The organism is Mucilaginibacter celer (assembly GCF_003576455.2).
Taxonomy (GTDB): domain Bacteria; phylum Bacteroidota; class Bacteroidia; order Sphingobacteriales; family Sphingobacteriaceae; genus Mucilaginibacter; species Mucilaginibacter celer.
On record NZ_CP032869.1, the window covers coordinates 3,571,632 to 3,593,383 of the forward strand.

Below are 21,752 nucleotides of genomic sequence, written 5' to 3' on the forward strand. Positions count from 1 at the left end.
ATCTCCAGGCATTTCAAAATCAAACACACTCCGACACCCACCGACTTTCGGACATCCGGACTTGCGGACCAAAACCAAAAAACATGAGTTACAAAATTTATTTATACGATACCGACACCGATTGCATTGGCTCGGGCACGCTTTCCTCAGCATATATCCAAACCCAGCTCGACGCAGCGGCCGGAGCCGATGTTGAGGTGCATATCAGCTCGACAGGTGGCAGCGCTTTTGACGCTATCGCCATTTACGATCTGTTAAAAAAATATCCCGGCAATGTTACCACGTATATCGATGCGCTCGCCGCTTCGGCTGCTTCAATTGTAGCCATGGCGGGCAGGCAGGTGATCATGAGCAAATATGCTTTGCTCATGATTCACAAGCCCATGGTGGGCACAGGCGGCAATGCCGACGAACTTTTAAAAGATGTGCAGATGTTAAACGCGGTTCAGGAACGTTTGGCGCAGATCTACATGGATAAATCGCAGCTGGATGGCCTTACCATAAACAGCCTGATTAACGCTGTAACCTGGATGACAGCCGACCAGGCGCTCGACCTCGGTTTTATCGATTTGATTGAAGATTACCATACGCAAATCACTAACAGCCTACTGATTAAAAACTACACAAACAATGCCCCTGTTGCCTATCAACGATGCATCAACAAAATCTTAAACATAAATAATAACAGCATGAACATCGAAAACAAAGAACTCATCGAAAAAAACACTTCGGTACTGAACAAAATCATGAACTTTTTTAAAAAAGTGGTGAACAAACAAACCATTACCGACAAGGGAGCCCTGCACCACAGCGATCAACTGGAAGAGGGTAGCGAGGTATTCCAGGACGAAGACCTATCCGCCCCGGCAATAACCGATATTTATACCTGCGCCGATGGCAAACAACTGGATGTTAAGCAGGGTAAAATCCACAGGATAACCCCTTCGGCAGAAGAAGAATCTCAGTTAACCGACGAAGAGGATGATGTACCGGCCGATAAGTTAAAACCCGCGGCTAAACCACTGGATATTCAAAGCCGCATGCAGCAACTTAAAGCGCGCTTGCACGCACAAAATGCTCTCTTAACCGAAGCCCGCGCTGCGATTGAAGAAGCCAATGCTAACCTCCAAAAAACACGCACCGAGGTAAAAAACGAAATCCGCTCAAGCTTTATACCCGAAGGCTCTAAACGCAGCAGCAAAGCTCAAACCGAACCTGTAGCTTTTTTTGCCCCACAAACCGAAGTAGCTAAAAATGCGGTAAAAAAGGCTATTGCTTCCTGAACCTCTCCCGCCAACCGCCTAAACCACCAACCTAAACCTTATCCATTTTAATTAACCTACTCCAACTATCCCTATACGTTTAAAACAAAAAGCTCCCCCTTTAGGGGGCCGGGGGGCAAATTTTATGGCTCAATTTACATTTACAAACAACACCTACGCCGGCGAAGCGCTGGCAGGATTTATGGCAAGCACATTGCTCGAGGCCGATTCGGTAAAACGCGGCCTGCTTACGGTAATTAATGATGTAAAATCGCGCAAGGTGATCCTTGACGTTGATGACGATGTGGTGCTGCAAAACCCATCGGGCATTTTTACCGACCAGGGTACCACCGCCCACCAAACCGAAAGTTACCTGGACCCGGTAGTGTACGAATTTATGAAACAGGAACAATGGGATAAGCTTGCCCAAAGCTGGGAAGCCCAGGCCCTTAAACCCGGTGCCTTTATGGACTACGAAGGCGTGGTTGACCTATCCGACTTTATGGTACAGCGCTATTTAGCAAAAATTCAAATTGCCAACGAACGCCTGTACTGGCTGGGCAAAAGCGCTACCAAAGAAGCTGCTTTCACCGCCGATTTTCCTGGATTATTGCCCTCTATTGCAGCGGCATCCGGCGTTTACAAAGTAGGTTTAAGCAAACCGGCTACCTCATTGGCGGCCACAGCTATCGATGCAAATGGTATCGTTACAGTTGCAGATACATCAACCCTGGCCGATGGCGATGTGGTTACCATTACAGCCGTTACCGGTACAAGTAAGGATACCACCAACGGTGCACCGGGCATTGCGGTTCAGGGCCAATCATACTTTATTCAAATAGCCGGTGCTACCACCTTTAAGTTGGTACGTAACTACAACGAGGTAAATAGCCGCAAACCTGCAACCTTTACCGGTACAGCTACAGCGGCTACGGTCAACTACATTAACGTAAGCAACGTACTACAGGTATTGGGCAGTGTTTATGCCCAGCTTGACCCGGCCGATAGGATTCAGGATGATTTTAACCTGCAAATCCCGCTGCACGTGGGCTATGCCTACGCCCAGGCCCAGGCCAATAAAGCACTGAACGTAATTAATGCCTTTACCGATATGAAAAAAATGGACTACCTGGGCATCCCGCTGCAGGTAATGAACCACTGGCAGGCCAATACCATTTTAGGTGCCCGTTCGTCAAACCTTTTCCTGGGAGTCGATCTTTTAGGCGACGCATCCGAACTATCTACCGTGTACCTGAAACCTTACACCAACGATAATGTGGTACGCATGAAGGCCCGTATGAAAGCCGCTGTGAACTTCAAATTCGCCAACGAGTTGTTCTACCTATCAGCTTAAAATCAATTAGTGGATTATTGAATTGGTGATTTAGTGATTTTTTATAGGTCTTATTCATTCACTAATTCAATAACCTGCTAAACCGTCAATTCAAATTCACTAATTCAATAACTCACTAAATCACTAATTAATAAATACATGTCAATTTATAATAAAATAAACGCGGGTTTTAGTCTTGGAACCGACCAACCCATCACCTCGGGTATAGAGGATGTGATCTATATTTTTAATGCCGACGATGTGGTATTAACCTACGATACTACCAATCCGCTTATCGTTAAAGGGCTTACCGCTGTTAGCAATGCAAAGGTTTACAAATTTGAAGGTACCAATAACAGCTTCAACACCATGTCGAAACTGGCTAAAACGCAGGTTGGGCCCCGTTACACCGAAGAGATCGACTTTAATATCGCAGGTTTATCTGTAGATATTAAAGGGCAGCTGATGGCCATGGGCTATGGCAGGGTGCGCGCAATTGCCATTAACAACTACAAATCGGGAGATTCGGCAATTGAACTTTTTGGCGCCGTAAACGGCCTCATCCTTACCGAAGCAGAGCGTAACGCGGCCGACGAAGCACTTGACGGCGGTTACAAACTTAAACTAACCAATCCCGATAAAATGAAAGAGCCCTACCCTCCCCGCGCAGTTTCAATAGCGCCCGGAACCGGCAGTGCAACTTATGCAAGCACCATTGCAGCTATCGAAGCCCTGGTTGCCGCCTAAGCATCTTATCAGAAACCGGTCATTAGTTGTTTAAAACAGCTAATGACCATTAAAATCAACCCAACAATGGCCGATGAATTAAAATTTAAAAAGCACATACTTAAACCAGGATTGCACCAATTTGCACCCGGTTCGGCGGCTGTTCACAGTAACGAAAACCTGAGTGATGAGGAGGCCGAATGGTACATACAACGTTATCCACACATTGCTGCACTATTTATTTCGAAAGTGATTGAGGATCTGGCGGCTGATTCAACTCCGGTTAAACTGCCGGATAATCAGAAATCCAAAACGAAAAATGCTGTAAATAAAGGAGGACCGGTATGAAAACCTATCTCCCTCAAATTGAACGCCGGATATTGGTTAGGCCCAATCAAACCTATGGCATCCTTAATTATGATTTGGATAACGCCTATCCGCAACGCATGCTTGAACTGGTAGCCGGATCTCCCACGGCAAAAGATTGCTGGAATAAGCGAACAAAATTTATTACCGGTACAGGATTGGAAGAAAAAGCCATCGGCAAAACGGTGATTAACACCCGGGGCCTTACAATTGCAAAATTATTAAAAGCTTTGGCCACAGATAAAGCCCTGTTTACCGGCTTTGGGATCCATGTAAACTACGATGCCAATTTTAAGATTATAGCGGTAAGCCATGTAAAATTTGAAGACATCCGGATGGGTGATACCGACAACCCGGAAACGGCCGGCAAGTATGCTTTGTATAACGATTGGGGCCGAAAAACCTGGAAAAACATTATGCGCAGCAAAATAACCTTTGTTGACGGATACAATCCTGATCCGGAAGCAATTAGCCGGCAGGTTGCTGCGGCAGGCGGATGGGAAAACTACAAAGGCCAGTTATTTTACTTTAACCCCGAAATTGACGATTATCCGTTAATTGAAGCCGATTCGGTATGGGAGGATTTTGAAACCGAAGCGGGAATCAAAACATTCAATAACCGTGAGGTTACCACCGGCTTTTTACCATCAACCATGCTTTTTATGCAATCGCGTAGGGAAGAAGCGGATAATAGCCGGCCGGATGCCGGGGAATATGCCGGTATTAATGTGCCATCGCAGTTGGAAAAAGATCTCGGATCATTCCAGGGTGTAAAAAGCTCGCAAAAAATAATTGTTATTGAATACGAGGACGAAAATTCAAAACCGGAGTTTAAGGCCTACCCTATCCAAAACAACGATAAACTGTTTGAAAGTACCGAGCGATCTGTAGAAGCACGAATAATCAAGGGTTTTTCTGTTCCGAAGGAGTTGATCAACCCCGAAAAATCGTCGGGCCTGAGCAATGGCAGCGAGAAAAAGCAGGCTATCCTGGAGTTTAATGACAATACCGCTACCGACAGGCTTGAACTTTCGGAAACACTGACTGAGATCTTCGGGCATTTCCATATTGATATTAACCCTGCCGGTAACTGGAATATTGTGCCGGTACCCGCTATAGCCGCTGAGGACCAGGCCGGTATCAGGGCCGGAGCCAGCATTAACGAGCTGTTACAATCAACCATCCCTCAAAAAAATAAAATAGCCGCCTTAATGTATGCTTACGGTTTTAAACAGGCCGAAGCGGAGGCGATGTGCCCCTGACACTTCCGGAAGGGGAATAAACAAACAAAAATGAACCAAAACTTAAACTTCCCCTTTCGGGGTTAGGAGGCTATGCTATGATTTATTTAATTAACCAAACCATTTTTCAACAATACGAGGATATCAACATAAACATTAAAGCCGAACGCCTGAAGGTATTTATTAAAAAAGCTCAGGAACTTGATTTGAAGCCTTTTTTAGGGCACGCATTATATTACCAGTTGATAACCCATTGCAACCCCGACGGTACCGCTAAGGACGATGCACCACAGCCTTATAAAGATCTGCTTAACGGCAGCGAATACCTCGACCAGTACGGACACATTGTTTTATATGAAGGCCTTGCACCGGCACTGGTATACTTCACATTTGCGCGCTTTATTGAAAACGACGCTATCCATTATACCGCTACCGGACCGGTAATTAAACGCCATGATAATGGCGAACCTTTAACATCGCCCGAAGTGCTGAAACTGGTACAGCAGCAACGCAGCATTGCTAATGCTTATGCCAATGATATCGAAAAGTTTTTGTGGGATAACCAGGCAAATTTTCTACTGTGGCATTACAGCGAAAAAAACAGGAGCAGCCGGCAGGCCGGTCCGCGGATAAGGGGTGTCGACAGAACAGATTTCAATTACCCCGGCACCCATAACAATTATAACTCACCAATAACCGAATTTTTAAACTGATGGCAAACGACAAAAAAATAAGCGAACTGCCCATAGTCCAAACCATAAACGCGGCAGACAAATCGATACTGATCAGCAATAATGCCGATTATCAGTTTGATTTTGCCACCCTGCTGCAATTTATAAACGCGGGGCTGGCAGCAGGTGCCAATCTTAGCTTTGGCACGGTGCTTCCTCAAAACACCTCGGGCAAAAACGGCGATGTATTCATTAATACTACCTCCGGATCATTCGCGCAAAAAATAACCGGAGTATGGACTGTTGTATATACTATTGCAACCGGAGCTGCAAATGACACAACCGTTTTATACGGCAATAGCATACCGGCTACCACAACGGGCAACAACGGAGATACCTTTATTAATACCTTAAGTGGTATATTTTATAAGAAAAGCGGCGGCAGTTGGAACCAGGTATTTTCAATGCAAACCGGTCCGCAGGGACCTCAGGGCACCAGCGGAGCCAACGGTACTAATGGAGCCAATGGCAAAACTATCCTGAACGGTACCGTAAACCCGGCAAACAGCCTGGGTACCGATGGCGATTTTTATATTAACACCTCGTCGTACTACCTGTTTGGTCCTAAAGCGGCCGGTTTGTGGGGCACAGGAATCTCACTGATTGTTTCCGGAGTTGAATTTGAAGAAATCGACAATAAGAATATGCCCAACGGTTATGCCGGGCTTGATAGCAGCGGTAAAGTAGCAGCGGCACAACTTCCATCCTATGTTGATGATGTATTAGAATTTGCCACCCTATCCTCGCTGCCGGCAACGGGCGAAACCGGCAAAATTTATATAACTACTGATAATAATAATCAATACCGCTGGAGCGGAAGCGCCTATACCCAAATTGTGGGATCGCCTGGGAGTACCGATGCTGTACCCGAAGGCACAAGCAATAAATATTTCACACTTGCGCGGGTACTGAACGCCGTACTAACGGGTATTGGTTTTGGAAGTTCGGCTATTGTATCTGCAACTGATACCGTTTTACAGGCGTTGGGGAAGTTGCAGGCACAGATTAGTGCACTGTTTAAGATACCCAATGGCGGTGCGGCCGGGCAGGTGTTGGCGAAAGTTGATAGTACGGATGGGAATTTACATTGGATAAATGCGGCGACTGGTGGCGGCTTGCCTAATGGCGGCACATCCGGGCAGTTTTTAGCCAAGAATAGTACTGCAGATGGAGATGCACATTGGGTTGATGCGCCGGCGGGAGGAAGCTCTACGCCTTATGTTTTCCCGAAGTTGCCGATGAATAATGCGAAGGGAATTACGAGTTATGGGATGAGTATTGATGCGGGGTATACTTTGGCGGATGTGAGGTATACATACAATTCTCTGCTTTATACAAGAATTGGGTTAGCAGCAAGTGGTAATAATTATGCACAAAGTGCAACTCAATCTGGATCCATTTTAATAAAGGCATGCGAAACTATGGGTGTACAGAATAACCTCGCCGTTACTGTAAATATGGGTTTTAATGATCTACAACCTGGTCAAATATTAGCAAAAACCTATAGTCGTGTACAATGCAACTTGAGGGCCTTTCTTGCCCAATGCTTCCTCAGTGGATTTTACGCAGCGAATAGAACCGGTGTGGGAACATTTGCAACATCTCGCACGGGAGTATGGACCGATTTTACCCCCAATATAGATTACCATGTATACCCAAGTAAGGCTATCTACGATTTTGGTTCAACCACATCCAAACCAATTCAATCGACAGTAGCAGGTTCAAGCATTACCCTTGGCACTTCGGGCAAAAATACAATAGTTATTGGCACCTATGTTGATGATGGGGCAAGCGAAAACGCTTTAGGATCTTTTAGCATCACTTACAACAATAAAACAATAATTTACAATCCGACCGACAAAACGAATAACATATCCGATATAACAGGCCGTGACGCGGGTATTTCAGGTGACGCTATTATTTTGTATAATGTAATAACGGATGTTGTTATCACTACTTTATCAAACACTCGAACTATCATCGATTATTTCGGTTGGGTGGCAAAACCGACGGTGGACTCCGCTCCGGTATTTGTTCTGTCTTCTATCGATGTTACTGAGTCTAACTATATATCCGGAGTTCGAGATTCTACCACTATTTCAGGAATGAATACTGCAGTTCAAGAAGTCGTAAAAGAATTTGCATCCCGTGGTTTACCTGTAACTTTTGTTAATATTAACGAAAATTACGACCCGTATACTATGACAACCGACGGGCAACATCCAAATGCACAAGGTCATGAAACAATCGCCAACAACATAATTAAAATGTGGATGGTTGGTGTAGATGGATTTGCCATTCCTCGGGTGACGGATCTTTCAGAAAAATTTGTAACAACTACGGCTTCGGGCGTCAATTTAACGTACGAAACTGCTGATTATTTGGTTAATTCAGCCCCCCTGACATCCGCAGATTTTTCAACCGGCCAAGCTACGGTAACTGGCAAAATCGGACAAATATCGGCCGATATGGACTTCATGTATTTCTGCGTGGGAATTAACACTTGGGTTAGAGTCGCCCTCATTCAAAATAAAATAGACCTTTTTTTAAGTGAGGTTGACGACTCAAACGGAGCAAAAAACTCAGATCAATTAAATGCCATTTATCCAACAGCGGTGAATTTCCAAATAGCACGCGGAATCCAATATAATTATCAAAAAATTTCATCGCTCATCTGGGAAAAAACAGCAAAATCAATAGCCTAATGTCACATGTTCTCAAATCAGGTTTATCGGTTTTTACGACCGATAACTCAATAATTAAAGTTAAGGATACCATTACTCTTGTTAAACAACCTATAAGTATAGGATTAAATAATGCAATAGCTATTGAATTCAATTTGTCATCCCAACGATATTATATTGCAAGCTTTTCGAGTATTAAGGTGTATGACTCTGATTTTACTCTTATCGATACAATCAATAGCATATCAGGTATCGTCTCAATGCAGTTAGACATACTCAACAATAGATTAATAGTAACTGAAAGAAATACCCCATCGTTTCAGTCTATTAATTTATCTACCCACGCTATCACAACTATATTTTCAATTACCGGAGTTACTGAAATAGTACGCTTTGGTTATTTTGATTCAACTTCAAATAGATTTTATGTCGGGACCAATCAAGTATATACTTTTTCAACTACCGGTTCTCTTATTGGAATCATATCTGATAGTCGTCTGCAAAATTCTAATGTTACAAACATTATTAAAAATCCCTACACTGGATTACTGATGATCTCTATCAATAACAAAATACTGGTAGCAGACCCAGCATCTCTTCTTGTACAATCGATATCTATTAATGGTACAGGTGTTGAAACACCTACTTTTATTAGATTCGACCCAATAAATAGCAATTCTTATTGGTTGTGTAATACTGCATACAGTTATATAACTGAGATGAGTGTTGCTACAAATACAGCAAAGCGAATTATCGCTTTAGGTAATAGCACGCCTTTCGGTATCTGGGTAGAGAACACTTTAGGTATCTACTCGCTAATAATAGCAGATGCTGCATGGAACCAATTCTACAGGCTAAAAGAACGTTTAGTATGATCCCTAAATGGATACGTTTGAATTAAAACCATTTTTAGATTAATGTCCAAGCATTATAATTTATAATCCCCCTCCCCCATGACAACATTCGAACACCAGGAAATCCGCGGCATCACCATAAAAAACATGATTGTGACTATTGCCAGCACCGTAAGCATCGTAATCTCCGTGATGACTGCCTACTTCCAGCTAAAAGGAGATATTAAAGACATTCGTTCATCCCAGGAAACACAAACACGCATAAACGAAATCAGGCTTAAAGTTATTGAAGGTCAGATCGCTATACTGCAACAGGAAGTATCTAAACTAAAAGAGCGGAAAGGATCTTAAAAATTTAATTGGGTATAAAGAGGTGTGTGCCCAGAACGAGATTCGAACTCGTACATCCTTACGAATGCCACCCCCTCAAGATGGTGCGTCTACCAATTTCGCCACCTGGGCTTTTTTAAAGTGTTAGCCTTAAGTTTTAAGTTTATCACTAAACCTATTCTTAAGACTAACAACTTTGTTTCCGGCGTGCCCGAAGAGAGACTCGAACTCTCAAGAGACAATTCTCAACGGCTTCTGAGACCGCAACGTTTACCAATTTCGCCATCCGGGCTTATCGTTTTATTAACAAGCGTGCAAATATAAATCTTTCCGGCAAAATGCAAACTCTATAAATTAAAAAAACTAAGAAAGTTGCCTAAGCACCGCTTTAACATTAATTTAGGCTTTGTAAGTTACTTTATATCAAACGCTATGAAGAAGGTTCTCTTTCTTATTTCCGGAATTTTTATCTGTTTAACATCCTTAACTAATCCTGCAAAAGCCCAAACTATTACCATATTACAACAGGACAAGCCAACAAGTATCCGCGGTTTATCGGTTGTAAACGATAAAACTGCCTGGATTAGCGGCAGCAAAGGCTACATCGCCAAAACTGCCGACGGTGGCAAAACCTGGACCTGGCAGCAGGTAAAAGGCTACGAAAAATCAGATTTCAGGGATATTGAAGCTTTTAGCGACCAGGAAGCCATCATCATGAGTTCGGGCAGCCCTTCCTATATCCTTAAAACTAAAGATGGAGGCCTAACCTGGCAGGAAAAATATCAAAAAACCGACACTACCTACTTTTTAGACGCCATGGATTTTGCCGACCGCCGGCACGGATACATCTTAGGCGATCCGATTAATAACAAATTTTTATTGCTCGAAACCAAAGATGGCGGCGAAACCTGGGCCGAATCAACCAATCCGCCTGAGGCATTACCGGGCGAAGCTGCTTTCGCAGCGAGCGGTACCTGCCTGCGGGTTTTGGAAAGCGGGACTATCTATGTAGCATCGGGAGGCAAAAGCAGCAGGCTCATTTCTTTGAGCAACGGTAGCAGCCAATGGAACTATGCAAACCTGCCCATTAGCCAGGGCAAAAGCAGCGAAGGCGCTTTTTCACTCTCCACCGGAAAAAATGAAAGTATAATTGTTGGCGGCGACTATGCCAATGATAAAAAGACCGACTCGGTTGCAGCCATTCAAACATCAGCAAATACAGCTGTTTTTGTACTTACCAAGGGCGGTCCGCAGGGTTTTCAATCCTCTGTTGAGTATTTGGGCGGACATATTTTTCTCTCAACCGGAACCCCGGGAAGCAACATAACTACCGATGGAGGGCAAACCTGGAGGCAAATTGATACCACAAGTTTTAACGTTTGCCGCAAAGCCAAGCACGGAAAGCTGGTTTTACTTGCTGGCAACGGAGGTAAAATAGCATTATTTAAAATGTAGATTACTGTTAATTAATACCTTAAAAAAAGCTTTACATTAATTTAAAAAATAGCTTGCAGGATATTGTGAAGAACTCTATATTTGCACCACTTTAAACGGAAACGGTAATCGGGCCAAAAAGTTTAAAGAATGATTCCGTAGCTCAGCCGGTAGAGCATAACACTTTTAATGTTGGGGTCCTGGGTTCGAGTCCCAGCGGGATCACGAAGCCTTTAAAAAGGCTTTTATTTTTACAACATAAAGCTGCACTTTAACAGCTCCGCTTAAAACCGGGAAATTTAAAGAATGATTCCGTAGCTCAGCCGGTAGAGCATAACACTTTTAATGTTGGGGTCCTGGGTTCGAGTCCCAGCGGGATCACTAAAAGGCGCAAGAAATTGCGCCTTTTTCCTTTATCTGGCTTTCCGAATATTTTATTTAAAGCCCCCCTTCCCCCCGCTTTGGTCATATTCACTATCTTTAGCCGATGAACATCTCCGATATCCTTGCCTTTATCATTGTTTTGGCAGCGGCCTTTGCCTACTTTAACCACCGCTTTATCAAGTGGCCACCGGCTATTGGTATTATGGTATTATCGTTGGCACTGTCAATGTTGCTGGTGTTGTTGCGAGGGTTTGATTGGGCCTGGCTAAACCATGTTGCCCTGGCTATCAGCGCTATCGATTTTAGGGAACTGTTGCTTAATTTCCTGCTCAGCTTTCTTTTGTTTGCCGGAGCTATCCACGTAGACGGGAAAAAACTATACAAAGAACGCCTGCCAATAACTGTGCTGGCGCTTTTTGGCACGCTTATAGCCGCAGCAATGGTGGGCTACCTTACCTGGTTGCTGTTAGGCTGGGTCGGTTATCCAGTTCCGTTTATATACTGCCTTATTTTTGGCACTATCATTTCACCAACCGATCCGGTTGCTGTTTTGAGCATTTTAAAAGAGGCGCGCATCCCGGTTTCGTTAGAGCTTAAAATAGCAGGCGAATCATTATTTAACGATGGCGTAGGAGTAGTACTTTTTGTAACCATGACCGAGATTGCGCGTACCGGTCATTTTTCCTTTGCCGATTTTAGCCTGTTGTTTGTACAGGAAGCAATGGGCGGCCTTGCCTTTGGCGCCTTATTAGGGTACCTCGGTTTCCACCTGCTGCGTTCTGTTGATGATTACAAGGTAGAAGTGCTCATTACCCTCGCGTTGGTTACCGGTGGCTACGGACTGGCTAATCACCTGCACATTTCGGGCCCGCTGGCTATGGTTGCCGCCGGACTAATTACAGGCAACAAATCGCGCCGCGAAGGTATCTCGGCCACTACCTGGGATTACCTGGGCAAGTTTTGGGAACTTATTGACGAAATACTGAACGCCATACTTTTTATGCTGGTTGGCCTCGAATTGCTTGTTATTAAGGTTGAGCCAATTATGATGATTGTTGGCCTGGCAGCTATAGGTGTGATGTTGCTATCGCGATGGGTTTCGGTTGCGCTACCGGTTTGGCTTTTAAAACGAAAAATTAATTTTGAACGACACGCCATCGCTATCTTAACCTGGGGCGGATTAAAAGGCGGGCTTTCCATAGCCCTGGCTCTCTCGCTCGAAACGGGGATGTATCGCGATACCTTTGTGCTGCTTACCTATATTATTGTGGTATTCTCCATTTTGGTGCAGGGATTAAGCATTGGCGGGTTTACCAAAAACCTGTTAAAAAAACCGGACAGTAAAACGGGCGCTTAAATTATCACGCAAAAAAAGCTGCCCGCAATAATTATATCGCGGGCAGCATACATTAAAAGTTATTTCAAAATATAACCTAATCAGGCAATATCAAACCTATCAAGGTTCATTACTTTGGTCCATGCTTTCACAAAATCTTTTACAAATTTTGCTCCGGCATCGGCACTGCCATAAACTTCGGCAATAGCCCTTAGTTCAGAGTTTGAGCCAAATACAAGGTCGGCACGGGTGGCGGTCCATTTTGTTTCGCCGGTTGCGCGGTCGGTGCCTTCGTATAATTCCCTGTCTTTAGCTGCTGCTTTCCAGGCGGTGCCCATATCCAGCAGGTTTACGAAGAAATCGTTAGTTAATACGCCCGGCTGCGATGTAAAAACACCATGTTTTGAACCATCGTAGTTGGTACCCAATACACGCATACCACCTACCAGTACAGTCAACTCCGGACCGGTTAAGGTAAGCAACTGCGCTTTGTCAATCAGCAATTCTTCGGTAAATGCCGATGATCTTGATTTACGGTAGTTGCGGAAACCATCAGCCTGGGGCTCCAGGAACCCGGCCGATTCAACATCGGTTTTCTCCTGCGATGCGTCCATACGGCCGGCGGTGAATGGTACGCTGATATCCTGTCCGGCATCCTTAGCGGCTTTCTCAACCGCGGCGCTGCCTGCCAGCACTATCAGGTCGGCCAAAGAAATCTTTTTGCCATTGTGCTGTACACCACCGTTAAAATCATTTTGAATACCTTCCAGCACACCCAATACTTTTTGCAATTGCGACGGGTTGTTTACCTGCCAGTAACGTTGTGGGGCAAGGCGAATGCGGGCACCATTGGCACCACCACGTTTATCCGAGCCACGGAAAGTTGAAGCTGAAGCCCAGGCTGTAGAAACAAGCTCAGACACAGTTAGGCCCGATTCAAGCACTTTGGCTTTTAAAGCCGCAATATCGCTATCATCAACCAATACATGATCCACCGCCGGGATAGGATCCTGCCATAGCAATTCTTCGGCCGGCACATCGGCACCAAGGTATAACACACGCGGACCTAAATCGCGATGGGTTAATTTAAACCAGGCACGGGCAAAGGCATCGGCAAAGGCATCCGGATTTTCGAGGAAATTGCGTGAAATTTTTTCGTAAGCCGGGTCAAACCGTAATGATAAATCGGTAGTAAGCATGGTTGGTGCATGTTTCTTCCCTGCATCATAAGCATCCGGGATAATATTTTCGGCGTTTTTAGCTACCCATTGGTGCGCGCCAGCCGGGCTTTTGGTTAGCTCCCACTCGTAATTAAACAGGTTTTCGAAAAAGTTATTGCTCCATTGGGTAGGCGTTGTAGTCCAGATCACTTCTAAACCACTGGTAATGGTATCTGCACCTTTGCCCGATCCATAGCTGTTAGCCCAACCAAGGCCCTGCAATTCCAGATCGACGGCTTCGGGCTCCTTGCCTACGTGTGTAGCCGGTGCCGCGCCATGCGTTTTACCAAAACTATGGCCGCCTGCTATAAGCGCCACGGTTTCTTCATCATTCATAGCCATGCGGCCAAATGTGTCGCGGATATCTTTTGCTGCCGCGATAGGGTCGGGGTTACCATCCGGGCCTTCGGGGTTTACATAAATTAAACCCATTTGTACGGCGGCAAGTGGTTTTTCAAGGTTACGCGAGTGGATATCACCATCTGCATCATCATCAGATACCAAAACACCATGATTTTCCTGCACACCCGGCGAGCCATGTGCATAGCGCAGATCACCACCCAGCCAGGTAGTTTCAGAACCCCAGTATACATCCTCCTGTGGTTCCCAAACATCGGCACGGCCACCGGCAAAACCGAAAGTTTTAAAGCCCATCGATTCAAGCGCAACGTTACCGGTAAGGATCATTAAATCGGCCCAGGAAATTTTGTTACCATATTTTTGTTTGATAGGCCAAAGCAAACGGCGCGCTTTATCCAAACTCACGTTATCGGGCCAGCTGTTAAGCGGCGCAAAACGCTGCTGCCCTGCTCCTGCTCCACCCCTGCCATCGGTAACACGGTATGTACCGGCGCTATGCCAGGCCATACGCACAAACAGTGGCCCGTAATGGCCAAAATCGGCCGGCCACCAATCCTGCGAATCGGTCATTAGGGCATGAAGATCTGTTTTTACCGCCTCAAGATCGAGGCTTTTAAAAGCTTCGGCATAATTAAAATCTTTGTCCATCGGGTCGGATAGCGACGAGTGCTGGCGCAAAATATTCAGCTTTAACTGGTTTGGCCACCAATCGCGGTTCCGGGTGCCACCACCGCCGGTGTTTTGCTTTAAAGTACCGTTGTGAAATGGGCATTTACTGATGTCGTTCGATTCGTTTTCCATGTTTTTTATAAGTTTATGGTATTGGAGTAATCGCAGGGGCTGTCCCTGTTGAATATAAAATTAGAGGTTCAAATCCTATAATCAAAATCGATTAATTCTATAATTCTATAGCCAAAAACTATTACAAAACCATCTTTTCTATCATCAAAACAAATAGTTTAAAACATCTAAAAAACACATTTACAGCAACAAAGCTATTTAAACACAACTCTCCTGCCCTCGCTATGCGCATTAAATTCGGGCGCGTACATGCACTGAATGCTGGTAATTCCGGTTGAAAAATTTCCGGGTTGGGCTACCCTTAATTCGTATTCAAAAACGTAATTCCCTTTATTTAGGTGGCTAATGAAAAAATTGGTCGCCACATCTTTGGTAACCTGGTAGTACCACAGGCCGTCCTGGTATTTATAATCCGATAGCGTGCTAACCGGCTCCGTCCCTGCCGGGCGAAGATCTTTTAGCTGCACATATTCATAATCGCGGCCTGCTTTCAGGTACACCACAACTTTAAGTAAATCGCCGGTTTTAGGTTGATGGGCTGCATCTACCTCCTGCAATACAAGCCCGGCATCGGTTTGCTTTTCAATAAAATATTTGCGTTCAAGCGTTAAATCCGTTTTTGCAGGCGTAATTTTGTCCATCTGCTCCAGGTATTGCCAGTACATAGCGCCATAACTTATTGATGCGCCGTTGTTTTTCACCTCTACTTTACCAAAACCGGGTTTTACCTGCTCATCTGCCCAATTGGTTTTAATATAACCGGTGCCTGCATCGGCTTTAACCTCAGGCTTAAGCGAAGCAAGCGATTTACCGTCAATCTTTATTTCCGACAGGGTATTATTTTGCAACCAGTTTTCCTGTTTCAGCAGCAAGGCATATACAGCCGCGGCAGTTGCCTTGGTGGTTTGCCAGTTGTTGGTTTGCTTATTGAGCATTAGCCAGATCTTCATTTCTTCAACAGCTTTGGCGTTGCCGCCGGTTTCGGTAAACAATTCAATCATCAAACTCTGCGTTTCGATGGGCGATTGATACCAGTAATAACCCGATAGGTTTTTGCCCCAATACATCCCCTTATCTTCAGCTTGCTGTGCCGTTTCCATCAACGATTTTACGATGGCAGCTGCCACCGGCTGCTTACCACTACGCGCCATGGTAAGCGCAATCATACCCTGCTGATAGATGCTTTGCGTAACCCATTGCTCTTCAGCCCGCTTTAAATAATTATCAAACGCGGCCGTTAAATCATTACTTAATGATCTGCCGGTAAAATAACTCTGCACGTACCAGGCATGTATTTCATCAGCATCAATACCACGCGTTGGGTAATTTTTCTGTTTATGCGCTTCCTTATCTGCCTTAATCAGCTGCCCTTCCATGTAACCCAAGGCTACGTTAGCTATTCCTATCAAGGTTCCATCGCGGCCAGCTGCTGTTTTTAAATGCCTCAGTTGCCCAATTCCCTCTAAAATATGGCGGGTGATATAATCATCAGCATAGCTACCCCCAAACCATGGGAAAGCACCATTGGGCAATTGTTTCTCTTTCAGTTTATCCAGATTAGCTTTCATTTCGTAAGTCATTTTATTGAGATCAAAAAGCTGGGCTATTCTTTTCTTTTGTTCCGATTCGCTGATAGCATCCTGCAGCCATGGCGTTTCTTCAAGCAGGGTATTTTTTAGTTCCTGATTTTTTTCGAGGTTGGAAAGTAGTTCTTTACTGTCGCCATCCTTCCAGCGATCAAACACCTGCTTAATCACGGGCATTTTGGCTATCAGGTCGGTACTTAAACTATTGGCGTAGTAGCGGCTAAATAATTGTTCCGAACACTCGTACGGAAACTCCATCATATACGGAATAGCCTGTACCGCATACCAGGCCGGGTTTTGCGTATATTCAAGCGTAAGCGCTTTATTTTGCAGCGTGGTGCTGTTTTGGTTCATCAGCTTGTCGAAGCTGAAAGTTTTGCTTTGCCCCGCGCGGATCATCATCGGCATACTTTCGGTAACCAGCATCCGGTTGGGTAAAACGGGCAGGGTATTTTCTTCGCCGTCGCTAAATTTACCTGCATCGGCGGTAAGGGTATAGGTTAGCGCATCCAGACCGGCAGGAACCACCAGTTTGAATGATACGGGCTGTGTTGAGTTTGCCGCAATCTCAAACCTTTGCTGCGCATCGGCCTTATTTACAAACAAATCAACCGGCTGCATATTTATCGCGTTAAACAACTTCAGTCCAACTTTGCCTTTTAACGGCCCGGTTTCGAGATTTGATAACCTTGCCGATACGGTTACCGTATCCCCCTCGCGTAAAAAGCGCGGCATATTAGCGTTTATGCTTAATTGCTTTTGGGTAACAACCGTGGTTTCGGTATAGCCAAACTGCAACTGCTTGTTATGTGCAAAGGCACGGAACTTCCATTTGGTTAAAGCTTCGGGGATGGTGAATTCTATCAGGATCTGCCCCTTATCATCTGTACGAAGTTGAGGGTAGAAGAAAGCGGTTTCATTAAAGTTTTTGCGGAGAATAATGGACCGCGGAGTTTGTTGTAATGATGGTAACAGTTCGTTATCGAATTTTTGGCCGGGCTTTGTTTGTATTTCCCGCATTATCACCTTGCTGTTATTGTTGTAACCATTGTTACCATAAACGTTATTAAAAGCCCCCGATTTCGCAATTTCTCTGGCGGTTCTTATTGGTGCCATATCGTAAGCAGCATACTGTTTCATATCACTATTACCCACCGGTTCAGCAACCGCCATATCGGCAACTGCGTTTAGCCCACTGGCATTACCCTTCAAATATTCTGTAGTAACATTTACCAGGCCACCAAGCCCCATCCGTATACAGCCGTTTATTGGCGATTTGATATATTTTACCGGATAATTTTCTTTACTGAATACCAGCGTTGCATTTTTAGGAACTTTAATTTTATAATAACCCAATGAGGTGGATAAAGTACTGATGTTTGTGCCCTTAATAACAATTTTAACGCCCGGCAACGGAGCATCATAATCTCCCAGTATTCTACCACTTACCACATAACCATTTTTAACAAGCGCTGCGTTTTTGATAAATTTTTCATTGATGTGTTTATCACCCGCTAATGCATTCTGATGTTCTTTTACCGTTTCTATATAGTGATTATAACCATAATTATAGCCGCCCCAATACTCATAACCAAGCCAATTAAGGGTTTCGTAAACAAAATCCTGTACATAGCTATTATAAGGCTCATTATCTAAATTATTGGTAGCCACAGCCTGCACAACACCGCTATATCCCGACCATCTGAAATAATCAGGATTATTATAAGGGGTTGATAGTTGCGGGCTCCAGTTAAGGGGCTGCGTGATATCATCAAGCGAGGCATCGTACATAGCCGCCAGCAGTTCGGCCTGCTCTTTTTCTTTGCCGGGGGCGGATACCTGGATCTTCCATTTATCCTTTTCGCCGGGCTGCAGTTTGTTTCGGGATGAAAGTAGTTTGATATTTAAATCGTTAGCGGCTTCTTTTACCGGCAGCTGTTTGTAAAGGGTGTATAGTCGGTTATCATTCAGCATTAAAAACTGCACGGCAAAATTATTTTTTGCCGTAGCCGGAACCGCTATTTTTAAACGCTGCTGATTTTGCCCCCCAACAGTAAGCCATTGCGACGACAGCATTTTCGCGCCCTCATATTTTTCAACCAGTATGTGACTTTCCCTGCTTATGCCAAGCCAAAATTCGGTAGTATCGCCAACCTTGTTAACATCGGCGGCAATGGTATTTACCCAGCTTTCCATATCCGGGGCAATGCCAGGCTCAGCGTTAAAGCGGATAAAGTAAGTTTGCGAAGTGGTATCGCCTTTATCATTCTTTGCCTCGATAACCAGCTTATAAACACCGGTAGCTTGTTGCTTCAACGCGCCGAGGTCGAGCCGGGATGTGGTGGTATCGGTAACTTTTATATCGGTTTCGATAATGGTTTTGCCAACAGGCCAGGTGTGTTTATCATCTTCATTTTTATAGGCGTAACCTGTAAATTGCTTTTTAAACTCATCCGCTGTCATTAAATATTGATCGGGAGCGTCCCACAGGCGTTTTTTAAACACGCTATCGGGTTGCCTGAGCGCGTAAAGCTTCAAAGCCAGTACGCCGTTTTGCGGCTGATCGTTAATATTATTGAGCTTTACCGGTATCGAGGTTTCGTCTTTTGCCGATAGTTGATCGGGAATGCTTAATTCAAGATCGAGCACATTGTTGCTCACTTTAACAAATGTATTTGCCGATTGCGTTTCGCCGCTGCCATCAGTAACATCGGCCGTAATAGCATAATTATACATATCCGGCGTTTTGCCTTCGCCCGGCGAGGCTTTAAATATGATCTGAAACGCGCCATTTACATCGGTTTTAACGGTATCTGAAGCTACTTCGGCCTGCCTGGCGTTGTCTTCATAATCACCTCCCAGGTATTTTAAATAATAAGGCCGGTATGTGGGAATCTGTTTTACATGATAGGCCACGCGCGCGCCCGAAATGTTATACCCCGAAAACGCTTTCACGTTCCCCTTCACCCGTACCGAATCGTTAAAACGATAGGCAACTTTAACCGGATCAAATGTTACCTGGAAAGTTGGGCGTTTGTACTCTTCAACGCGGATGCGGGCTACGCCGTGATCGGTACGGATAGTCATTACACCGGCAAGTGTTTGCTGCGGGATAATAAATGAGCCGGCTATGGTGCCATACTCATTGGTTTTGAGGTTTAAGCTGCTTTGTTTTTGCGCATTGGCATCAAAAAAATTAACCACTTCATATTCATCAGCTACTACCTTGCTTTTATTATTAAGGGTACTTATCTCTAATCCTTTAAAATATACCGTTTGGCCGGGGCGGTAAATTTGCCTGTCGGTAAATAAAATGGTACGCTTTACCGGCTGGGCATCGGGCTCCGTGGTTTCCGAATAGCCGTAAATAGTTTGGTTGTTGCTTTTAAAAGTATCGTTGCCTGTTGAAAGCGTGAAATTAAATTGTTCTCCTTTATAAGCGAAAGAGAAGGCACCGCCCGCGTCCGAAAGGCCGTTGCTTATGGGCCTGGTTATCCTTTTCCGCGTGTTATAGTTATAAAACGAACTGAACACATTGATATTAATTCCAGGCAAAGGTTTGCCACTGTCGCGGTCAAGTACACGAATTTCTTTCAATCCGTCTGGTCTTACCCGGGTAGTAAAAGCCAATCCACTTACCTTAAATTGCGCCAACCCTGTTAGCCACGATTTTTTAAGCGAAGGGTCATCTAACACAATAATATAATTACCCGGCTGCAGGGGCGCAATTTTAAACTCCGCCCTGTGGCTCTTATAATCCTGCGGATCAGGTAAAGAGAGCAAACCTGTTTCGAGAGGTTGCAGATGATTTACGAAGGAATACACTTTTGGCGTCATCATCAATTCTTGTTCCTCATCCTCCTGCTCATTATCTTTTTTTAACTTGCTGATCTGCGCATCATTAAGCTTATATATTGAAAACTTTGCCTGCTTAGCATTCCGGTATTCGAGGCTTGCGAGCAAAGCTTTGCCGGGTGCGTATGTATTTTCCAGTTTGGCCGATAAAGCTTTTTCTTCTACCTCGTGGATGTAAACAACCGCGTTTTTGCCACTTATGCTGTTAGGGTATGCCTCCCTGGCTTTATCAAAATAACTCCGGGCAATTACAAGGCTATCCTTATCCTGGTAATAACGCCCAATAAGTACCAGCGCCTCGGCACTTATTGGTTTGGCGGCATATTTGGCAGCTACGGCTTGTAAATTTTTAAGATAGAGGGTACCAGCGTTGCTTAATTTCGATTTTTGCTGCAAAAATTTAAGGCGTTGCAAATCCAAATCTGCAAGCGCTTCTTCGTCCGGTGTTTTGAGATGAAAGGCTGTTAATTGCTGCAACAGTTTAATCCCCTGGTACCATACCGATGCGGTATCGATAGTTTTAAGGGGGAGTTTAACGAACGCCGCGGCATCCAAAAAAAAAGCAGGGTCATCAACCGAGAAAGCCATTTTAGGTTTGATAAGTTCCGGTTCATCGTTTAAATAAAAATCGAGTGCGCGTTGTGCCAGCAAATCATAAAGGGCAGGCCTTAAATAACGGATGCGTTTATCGCCCGCCAACACCCCATCAAGCACATTAACAGGTGTTTCCTGCTCCAACTTTGCTTCGGCAAGCGAAAGATTATATAGCCTGCATGTTTCGCTTATTATAGTTTGCAGATCCCATTTGGTATAATCTTCGCCGGGGCTTTCCAGGTGGCTGCGCTGACTAAACTGGTAGCGATTCTCCTTATAGTAATTCCAGTACATCTCGGCCTGCATAGATTGCATAACCTGTTTTGCAGGATACTGGGCCTGTGCTATATCCTTTTTCAATCTACCGATAATAGCTACAAGCGCTTCTTCTTCAAGGTACGATTGAAAATTCATGCGGTAAATTACCGTGCGGATTTGCTGTGCAGCGTTTTTCTCATCATGAGCCAGTTTATCCAGTCTCTCAACCTCTTTCAAAGCCGATTTTGGCAACCCCACAGCGGCCAGCGAATCGATGCGAAAACTGATGGCATCATATTTATTTTGTGCCGAAGCGGTTTCCACACAAGCAAATAAAAGCAGGATCAGAAAACAGGAGCAGATTTTTATAAAGCGTGATAACATACAGGTTAACCGT

13 protein-coding genes and 4 tRNA genes are annotated in these 21,752 nt (G+C 44.6%); 13 read left to right on the forward strand and 4 right to left on the reverse strand.

The annotated features are described in order from the left end of the window. Positions 1-83: 83 nt before the first annotated feature. The 9 genes from HYN43_RS14410 to HYN43_RS14450 all read left to right on the forward strand — a co-directional run bounded on the left by HYN43_RS14410 (position 84) and on the right by HYN43_RS14450 (position 9,548). The gene (locus HYN43_RS14410) at positions 84-1,283 is read left to right on the forward strand and encodes a head maturation protease, ClpP-related (protein ID WP_162996483.1); all 1,200 of its coding nucleotides are present in this window, start codon (positions 84-86) and stop codon (positions 1,281-1,283) included. Positions 1,284-1,407: 124 nt separating this feature from the next. Next, the gene (locus HYN43_RS14415) at positions 1,408-2,616 is read left to right on the forward strand and encodes a hypothetical protein (protein WP_119410016.1); all 1,209 of its coding nucleotides are present in this window, start codon (positions 1,408-1,410) and stop codon (positions 2,614-2,616) included. Between the two features lie 138 nt (positions 2,617-2,754). Further along, positions 2,755-3,342 (forward strand): hypothetical protein, encoded by a 588-nt coding sequence (locus HYN43_RS14420; protein WP_119410017.1) that lies wholly within the window; start codon positions 2,755-2,757, stop codon positions 3,340-3,342. Between the two features lie 42 nt (positions 3,343-3,384). Next, positions 3,385-3,669, forward strand: a complete 285-nt coding sequence (locus HYN43_RS14425) for a hypothetical protein (protein ID WP_119410018.1) — start codon at positions 3,385-3,387, stop codon at positions 3,667-3,669. Next, positions 3,666-4,949, forward strand: coding sequence for a hypothetical protein (locus HYN43_RS14430; protein ID WP_119410019.1), 1,284 nt, complete (start codon positions 3,666-3,668; stop codon positions 4,947-4,949). Before HYN43_RS14425 ends, HYN43_RS14430 begins: the two co-directional genes overlap by 4 nt. A 77-nt stretch (positions 4,950-5,026) precedes the next feature. Next, a complete protein-coding gene (locus HYN43_RS14435) occupies positions 5,027-5,641 on the forward strand; it encodes a DUF6712 family protein (RefSeq protein WP_119410020.1) in 615 nt (204 codons plus the stop codon). Then, positions 5,641-8,364, forward strand: a complete 2,724-nt coding sequence (locus HYN43_RS14440; protein WP_119410021.1) for an SGNH/GDSL hydrolase family protein — start codon at positions 5,641-5,643, stop codon at positions 8,362-8,364. The genes HYN43_RS14435 and HYN43_RS14440 overlap by 1 nt, the downstream gene beginning before the upstream one ends. Continuing rightward, positions 8,364-9,218, forward strand: coding sequence for a hypothetical protein (locus tag HYN43_RS14445; protein ID WP_119410022.1), 855 nt, complete (start codon positions 8,364-8,366; stop codon positions 9,216-9,218). The genes HYN43_RS14440 and HYN43_RS14445 overlap by 1 nt, the downstream gene beginning before the upstream one ends. 78 nt (positions 9,219-9,296) lie before the next feature. Next, positions 9,297-9,548 carry a hypothetical protein gene (locus HYN43_RS14450; protein WP_119410023.1) on the forward strand — a complete coding sequence of 84 codons (252 nt, stop codon included), beginning with the start codon at positions 9,297-9,299 and terminating at the stop codon, positions 9,546-9,548. A 27-nt stretch (positions 9,549-9,575) separates the two neighbouring features. Here HYN43_RS14450 and HYN43_RS14455 read toward each other — a convergent pair. After that, positions 9,576-9,659 (reverse strand) — tRNA-Leu (locus tag HYN43_RS14455). A 76-nt stretch (positions 9,660-9,735) separates the two neighbouring features. Beyond that, positions 9,736-9,819 (reverse strand) — tRNA-Leu (locus tag HYN43_RS14460). A gap of 140 nt (positions 9,820-9,959) precedes the next feature. Between HYN43_RS14460 and HYN43_RS14465 the strand changes: the two genes are divergently transcribed. The 4 genes from HYN43_RS14465 to HYN43_RS14480 all read left to right on the forward strand — a co-directional run bounded on the left by HYN43_RS14465 (position 9,960) and on the right by HYN43_RS14480 (position 12,702). Further along, complete coding sequence (locus HYN43_RS14465; RefSeq protein WP_119410024.1) at positions 9,960-10,982, forward strand: WD40/YVTN/BNR-like repeat-containing protein; 1,023 nt, start codon at positions 9,960-9,962, stop codon at positions 10,980-10,982. Positions 10,983-11,113: 131 nt separating this feature from the next. Beyond that, a tRNA-Lys gene (locus HYN43_RS14470) sits at positions 11,114-11,186 on the forward strand. Between the two features lie 83 nt (positions 11,187-11,269). Further along, positions 11,270-11,342, forward strand: a tRNA-Lys gene (locus HYN43_RS14475). Between the two features lie 106 nt (positions 11,343-11,448). Continuing rightward, positions 11,449-12,702, forward strand: coding sequence for a cation:proton antiporter (locus HYN43_RS14480; RefSeq protein WP_119410025.1), 1,254 nt, complete (start codon positions 11,449-11,451; stop codon positions 12,700-12,702). A gap of 80 nt (positions 12,703-12,782) precedes the next feature. On the opposite strand, the gene katG is transcribed toward HYN43_RS14480, so the two are convergent. Further along, positions 12,783-15,062 (reverse strand): catalase/peroxidase HPI, encoded by a 2,280-nt coding sequence (gene katG / locus HYN43_RS14485; RefSeq protein ID WP_119410026.1) that lies wholly within the window; start codon positions 15,060-15,062, stop codon positions 12,783-12,785. A gap of 194 nt (positions 15,063-15,256) precedes the next feature. Continuing rightward, positions 15,257-21,739, reverse strand: a complete 6,483-nt coding sequence (locus HYN43_RS14490) for an alpha-2-macroglobulin family protein (RefSeq protein WP_162996484.1) — start codon at positions 21,737-21,739, stop codon at positions 15,257-15,259. Between the last annotated feature and the right edge of the window lie 13 nt (positions 21,740-21,752).

Excerpts from the sequence above, each read along its gene's own strand:
- HYN43_RS14465 (WP_119410024.1), top strand. The coding sequence starts at position 9,960 with ATGAAGAAGGTTCTCTTTCTTATTTCCGGAATTTTTATCTGTTTAACA.
- HYN43_RS14440 (WP_119410021.1), top strand. The coding sequence starts at position 5,641 with ATGGCAAACGACAAAAAAATAAGCGAACTGCCCATAGTCCAAACCATA.
- HYN43_RS14435 (WP_119410020.1), top strand. The coding sequence starts at position 5,027 with ATGATTTATTTAATTAACCAAACCATTTTTCAACAATACGAGGATATC.
- katG (WP_119410026.1), bottom strand. The coding sequence starts at position 15,062 with ATGGAAAACGAATCGAACGACATCAGTAAATGCCCATTTCACAACGGT.
- HYN43_RS14425 (WP_119410018.1), top strand. The coding sequence starts at position 3,385 with ATGACCATTAAAATCAACCCAACAATGGCCGATGAATTAAAATTTAAA.
- HYN43_RS14450 (WP_119410023.1), top strand. The coding sequence starts at position 9,297 with ATGACAACATTCGAACACCAGGAAATCCGCGGCATCACCATAAAAAAC.
- HYN43_RS14410 (WP_162996483.1), top strand. The coding sequence starts at position 84 with ATGAGTTACAAAATTTATTTATACGATACCGACACCGATTGCATTGGC.
- HYN43_RS14490 (WP_162996484.1), bottom strand. The coding sequence starts at position 21,739 with ATGTTATCACGCTTTATAAAAATCTGCTCCTGTTTTCTGATCCTGCTT.
- HYN43_RS14480 (WP_119410025.1), top strand. The coding sequence starts at position 11,449 with ATGAACATCTCCGATATCCTTGCCTTTATCATTGTTTTGGCAGCGGCC.
- HYN43_RS14445 (WP_119410022.1), top strand. The coding sequence starts at position 8,364 with ATGTCACATGTTCTCAAATCAGGTTTATCGGTTTTTACGACCGATAAC.
- HYN43_RS14415 (WP_119410016.1), top strand. The coding sequence starts at position 1,408 with ATGGCTCAATTTACATTTACAAACAACACCTACGCCGGCGAAGCGCTG.
- HYN43_RS14430 (WP_119410019.1), top strand. The coding sequence starts at position 3,666 with ATGAAAACCTATCTCCCTCAAATTGAACGCCGGATATTGGTTAGGCCC.
- HYN43_RS14420 (WP_119410017.1), top strand. The coding sequence starts at position 2,755 with ATGTCAATTTATAATAAAATAAACGCGGGTTTTAGTCTTGGAACCGAC.